Raw genomic sequence first — 1,574 nt, forward strand, 5'->3', positions numbered from 1 at the left:
GCGCGTGCGCTGCCCCTTCGTGGTGGAGACGATCAGTCGGCGGACGCCGTGTGCGGGCCCTGCGGCATGGGCGCCTGCGCGGGCTGCATCCCGAGCGGAATGCCGGTGCCGGGCAGGGTCGGTGCGGCGGCGGGAATCTGCGGAACCACGGGAACAGCGGGTTCGAGCGGAAGCGGGTCTTCCTGTGGCGCGTCCCCGTACAGCTGGGTCGGGTAGTCGAGCGGGAACTCGCCCGGGTTCACCAGTTGCGGATTCGGCGACACCGTTTCGTACGGCGACGTGGGCGATTCTTCCACCGGGCTCACCTGCAACCCGCTACCGGAACCCACACCGCCGCTCGACCCGGACTCCACCGAGGCGGCTTCATGTGTCTGGGGGGCTTGCGGAATGACCGGCGCCGACGCGGCACCGGGCTCCGACGACACGGCCGTGTTGTCGACCGCGGGCGGCCCGCTGTTGATCACCGCGTACGAACCACCCGCCACGAGCCCGCCCGCGAGCACACTCGCCGCCGCGGCGACCATCGCCGTCCCCCGCTTGGACCGCGACCCGGTCGAGATCGGCACCACGACGGTATCGCCGAGCGCGACCAGCGCGGCACCGGCGGCGGGCGCGAACGGCGCCAACCGGCACGGCAGCACCGGCACCCCGAATCCGGCGACCGCGTCGCGCACCGCGGGTGCGTCCGACGACGAGCCGACCAGCACCACCGCGGCCGGCTTCACCGACGCCGCCTCGAACTGATCCCACCCCGCCGACACCCCGGCGCGCAATGCGTCGGGTGTGGGTGCGCCGGTCTGCGAGTAGGCGGCGAGCACACGGTGCCGACCCTGGTCGATCAGTGTCATCGCCTGGTAGCCCGGCACCGCCTCGTAGACGAGCAGATTGTCGAACTCGTCGAGCCAGGTCATCGCGCCCGCGACGAACAGATGCGACGATTTCGCCGAAACCAGCGAGGCCGTGCGCCATTGGGTCTCCGCCAGGCGGGTCACGATCGCGCGCCGTTCGACGGCGTCGCGGTAACTCACTGCCACCCCGGCGATCTCGTGCTCGTCGTCGAGCTCGGTCGCGATCGCGTCGAGGGCGGTGTGTACCGCTGCCGCCACTTCGGCCTTACCGTCTCCGTTGGCACGGACGGTGCGCCGCAGCAGCATCCGATCCGTGAGAGTGACGCCCGATTCGGCGAACGCCACCGCGTGCACGGCTCCCCGTTCGGTGCTGACGCCGAGGGTTACCACAGATCCTGCTGCCACAAGTCTTGCCTTCCCCTGTGCGAAACGGTGCGGGACGGGACCACGCAGGGTCCGTCACTTCGCGGTAGGTCTGGTGCGGCGTGAGCTGGCTAGCCGCGAATAAGCGTGCAGATAGACGCACACTTATCTGATGATTCGTCACCGGTCAGGGCATGGATGGGTCGGGATTTCAGCCAGTTGTTGACACGCTGTCGGTAGAGGCGTGTCGCGGATCTGTGTATACCGCTAGCCTGGATGGGTGGAAGTACACGCGCAGGCCCGGTCACCGCAGAGCCGTCCGGACCCTGCGCTGGAATTGCAGGACGACCCCCAGGAGTTGAT

At 69.4% G+C, this 1,574-nt stretch carries 1 protein-coding gene; it reads right to left on the reverse strand.

What is annotated here, in order from left to right:
• Positions 1-32: 32 nt before the first annotated feature.
• Positions 33-1,253 carry a hypothetical protein gene (locus ACFWF3_RS35385; protein ID WP_379318487.1) on the reverse strand — a complete coding sequence of 407 codons (1,221 nt, stop codon included), beginning with the start codon at positions 1,251-1,253 and terminating at the stop codon, positions 33-35.
• Positions 1,254-1,574 lie beyond the last annotated feature (321 nt).

The sequence above is a fragment of the Nocardia sp. NPDC060220 genome, assembly GCF_042727815.1.
Classification (GTDB): Bacteria; Actinomycetota; Actinomycetes; order Mycobacteriales; family Mycobacteriaceae; genus Nocardia.